Annotated in this window: 3 protein-coding genes; 1 reads left to right on the forward strand and 2 read right to left on the reverse strand. The window is 35.5% G+C overall.

What is annotated here, in order from left to right; all coding sequences use genetic code 11:
* Window positions 1-591 (forward strand): STAS domain-containing protein (locus tag AC1DRF_RS28310; protein WP_477742347.1); only part of this gene is annotated, 591 nt, incomplete at its 5' end.
* Window positions 592-634: 43 nt separating this feature from the next.
* Here AC1DRF_RS28310 and AC1DRF_RS28315 read toward each other — a convergent pair.
* Complete coding sequence (locus tag AC1DRF_RS28315) at window positions 635-820, reverse strand: aspartyl-phosphate phosphatase Spo0E family protein (RefSeq protein WP_116071270.1); 186 nt, start codon at window positions 818-820, stop codon at window positions 635-637.
* 158 nt (window positions 821-978) lie between these two features.
* Window positions 979-1242 (reverse strand): GlsB/YeaQ/YmgE family stress response membrane protein, encoded by a 264-nt coding sequence (locus tag AC1DRF_RS28320; protein ID WP_477742348.1) that lies wholly within the window; start codon window positions 1240-1242, stop codon window positions 979-981.
* Window positions 1243-1280: the final 38 nt, after the last annotated feature.

The raw sequence follows: 1280 nt of genomic DNA on the forward strand, positions 1-1280 counted from the left end.
CTCGTTGTCCTTCAGCTTCCTTTGGATGTAGCATTAGAAGAAATCAGCTATTACCGAAATCTTATAGGGGAAATTATTAAAGAAGAAGCAAAAGCTGAAACGTTTACGTTTGATGCCTTCTATCAAGTTATTTCTCGTTTCAACGTAGTAGTAGATAAGGCCGTACACTGGGTTAGTAAATCATATATGACCGACTTTACAAACAAAATCCAATCGGCTCGCTATGCAATTGATGAACTTTCAATTCCTGTGGTACGCATTACGAAAGAAATTGGCGTGATTCCTCTTGTTGGCGATTTAGATACAAATCGCGCTCAAATTCTAATGGAAAATGCACTTCAACACGGCAGCGACTACAAGCTAAATTGGTTGATTATTGATTTATACGCGGTTCCWATTATTGATACGATGGTAGCRGAYCAAWTKTTTAAAGTAATCGGTGCTTTAAGATTATTAGGAATTCAAGTGGTTTTAAGCGGGATTCGGGCTGAAATTGCTCAGACGATGGTAAACTTAGGGTTAGATTTGGCTGACATTACGACTTTCAGTAGCCTTCACCAAGCAGTGGAACACGTTAATCAAGCGGACTAATACAACATAAAAGCCCATGAGTATCTAACCATATCATGGGCTTTTATTGGTAGAAGAAAATTTGAAGCTTATTTAATAAAGCATCTAATGATTGACTAACTTGAAGCGTGTTAGGACTTGTCATGCCTTCACGGACAGCCGTTTGAATCATTAACGTTCGTGTCTGTTCGATTTCTTCTATTAGTATTTGGTACATGGATTTGTCTTTTGGGTGGGTTGAAAGCAGCATGTTAATTCCTCTTTTTTCTATAGTGATTATGGTTAAATTAACATTAATAGGTTTATTTTTCAATATTATGAAATTAAAAATAGTAAATTTTAAGAATTTTTCATATAAAAAAAGAACCTCTTTTTTAACAGAGGTTCTTTTTCTAATATAATAATTTATTACGCATGTTTATGACTGCCACGCATTTTTCTCATAATGAAACTTACGATTAACACTAAGATGATTGATCCGATAATAGCAGGAATAATAGCAAATCCACCTACAACTGGTCCGAAGCTTCCAAAGATAGATGAACCTAACCAAGAACCGATAAAACCGGCAATAATGTTACCAATAATACCTCCTGGAACGTCTCTTCCCGTAATTAATCCGGCAAGCCACCCAATAATACCTCCTACAATAAGTGCCCATAAAAATGGCATAAATATCATCCTCCTTTTTAATGATGTATTGCTTATAT

This window comes from Priestia sp. P5_B4 (assembly GCF_056400385.1).